The organism is Proteiniphilum sp. UBA1028, assembly GCF_002316955.1.
In the GTDB taxonomy this organism is placed as follows: domain Bacteria; phylum Bacteroidota; class Bacteroidia; order Bacteroidales; family Dysgonomonadaceae; genus Proteiniphilum.
In genome coordinates this window covers 3,882-6,563 of the sequence record NZ_DCEN01000064.1, presented here as the reverse complement: position 1 = coordinate 6,563, position 2,682 = coordinate 3,882, and the positions used below count along the sequence as shown (strand labels likewise).

Below are 2,682 nucleotides of genomic sequence, written 5' to 3'. Positions count from 1 at the left end.
AGGCAATTTATCCGGTCCATTCTCGAGGATGAATACGAGGTGCACGAAGCGTCGAATGGGAAAGAGGGATTTGATAAGGCTCTGGATCTTATTCCCGATTTTATTGTCAGCGATATCATGATGCCCGAAGTAGACGGGATTGAGCTGCTTGAAAAGGTGCGAAGCAATATCCACACCAGCCATATTCTCTTCCTGCTGCTCACGGCAAAGACAACCCTGGATAGCAAGCTGGAGGGTTTTGGACAGGGGGCAGATGAGTACATTACCAAGCCTTTCAGCGTCTCTTATTTCAAGGCTAGGGTCAAAAATTTGCTGCGACGCAGAGGCGAATTGCAACGTTATTACAGAGACAGAACAAATTCTTCGCCTGTTGCTTTGTCGCGGGCAATGCAGACAGCGGATATTCCTTTCAACGAAAAAGACCTCACCTTCATCCGGGCCGTAAACGAATTTATTGAATCGCATCTAGGCAACAGCGATTTTGTGATCGAAGATATGGCGGTGGAAATGGGAATGAGTCGTACCGTTTTTTTTAAAAAAATGAAAGGTCTCACAGGCCTTGCCCCCATTGAGTATGTGCGCGATGTGTTGATGCAGCATGCAGCGGAATTTCTGGTGAAGGGTGATTATGCGATCAAAGAGGTGTCGTATATGGTGGGAATGAGCGATGCCAAATATTTTACCAAGTGTTTCAAGAAAAAGTTCAATATGACGCCCAGCGAATATAAAAAGAGATACAGCAGAGAGGAGGTCGTTAAATGAAACGAATTTGGAGTGAGGGAGCCCTGAAAAGGGAAAGGTTCTCAGCGAAAGAACCGGCCGACTGTGTTCGATCACAATCGGGCTATTAAAGGATTTTTTGCTACCTAAACTTGAAAAGAGCATGATAGATGCTTGTTCATTATCTGTTGGGGAATCGGCTATGATCAGGCTAATGATTTGAAATCCTTTCGGAAATGAAAGACGAGATGTGTTTCAAATTAAATTTCCAAGGCATTACTCAAAATTAAATAAAATGCCTAACTTTGGGTTCCCAACCGTGTTAATAGTAAGAGTGTGCTCGAGAACATAAAAGTGTCAAGCGAATTAATTTTAAAAATATATATCCTATGAAGAGTTTTGTACATAAAGATTTCTTGCTACAAACCGATGCCGCAAGAGAACTGTATCATGATCATGCAGAAAAACAACCCATTATCGACTACCATTGTCATTTAAATCCAGCGTATATCGCGAAAGATCATGCGTTTGATAACCTGGGCCAACTGTGGCTGGAGGGCGATCATTACAAGTGGCGTGCCATGCGCACCAACGGGGTTGAGGAAAAGTATTGTACAGGAAAGGACACCTCCGACTGGGAAAAGTTTGAAAAATGGGCCGAGACGGTTCCTTACACCATGCGAAATCCATTGTACCATTGGACTCATCTGGAGTTGAAGAGAACTTTTGGGGTGGATAAGCTGCTGAAGCCCGATGTTGCCAGGGAGATATACGACGTATGTACAGAAAAACTTCGTACGCCGGAATATTCCGCCCGGGGATTGATGAAAAAATTCAACGTGCAGGTAGTTTGTACCACAGATGACCCGGCAGACACCCTGGAACATCATCTTGCATTGAAAAAAGAGGGCTTTGAGATAAAAGTACTTCCCACATGGCGTCCGGATAAAGCCATGGCAGTGGAAAATCCGGGAGAGTACCGGGCATATTTGGAAAAATTATCGGAAGTGTCCGGTATTACAATCAGCAAGTACAGTGATCTGATTGATGCGCTCCGTAACCGTCATGACTTTTTTGCGAGTGCGGGATGCAAATTGTCAGATCACGGTATTGAGGAGTTCTACGCAGAACCCTATACAGAAACAGAGATTGCTCAAATATTTAATAAAGTATATGGTGGCAATGAATTGACAAAAGAGGAGATATTGAAATTTAAATCGTCCATGCTGCACGAAGGCGCGTTGATGGACTGGGAAAAGGGGTGGACGCAGCAGTTCCATTATGGTGCTATCCGGAACAACAATACCCGACTGTTTAAACAGCTGGGGCCGGATACAGGGTTCGACTCCATCGGTGATTTTACCATCGCAAAAGCAATGAGCCGCTTCCTCGACCAACTCGATAAAGACAACAAACTGGCGAAAACCATTATCTATAATCTAAATCCCCGCGACAACGATCTCATAGCAACCATGATCGGGAACTTTCAGGATGGATCGGTGGCAGGGAAAATACAGTTCGGGTCGGGTTGGTGGTTCCTCGATCAAAAAACCGGTATGGAGGCACAAATGAACTCACTCTCCAACCTGGGGCTTCTGAGCCGGTTTGTGGGAATGCTTACCGACTCGCGTAGCTTTGTCTCTTACCCGAGGCATGAATATTTCCGTCGTATCTTGTGTAACCTCCTTGGCAACGACGTAGAGAATGGGTTGCTGCCTGCTTCGGAAATGAATTTCCTTGGGAAAATGGTGGAAGACATATCCTACAGGAATGCGAAGAATTTTTTTAATTTTTAAATACAGATATAATGAAACTAGGAAAATACAGTATTGGCGTGGGCGATCGTTTCGCTCATCAGGGAAAAGCTCAGTTGAAAGCTATCATGAGGGCAAACGAGAAGGGGTTGAATATTAGCCCTGTATGGAATAAGTCAAACCGGGAACATATCTATGTGGGAACAGA

At 44.5% G+C, this 2,682-nt stretch carries 2 protein-coding genes; both read left to right on the top strand.

Going from position 1 to position 2,682, the window contains the following annotated elements:
• A partial coding sequence (locus tag B3Z75_RS11125) for a response regulator transcription factor (protein ID WP_294071582.1) occupies positions 1 to 762 on the top strand: 762 nt, incomplete at its 5' end.
• 347 nt (positions 763 to 1,109) lie between these two features.
• The gene (gene uxaC / locus B3Z75_RS11120; protein WP_294071580.1) at positions 1,110 to 2,516 is read left to right on the top strand and encodes a glucuronate isomerase; all 1,407 of its coding nucleotides are present in this window, start codon (positions 1,110 to 1,112) and stop codon (positions 2,514 to 2,516) included.
• Positions 2,517 to 2,682 lie beyond the last annotated feature (166 nt).

Coding starts and splice junctions, on each gene's coding strand:
- uxaC (WP_294071580.1), top strand. CDS start 1,110: ATGAAGAGTTTTGTACATAAAGATTTCTTGCTACAAACCGATGCCGCA.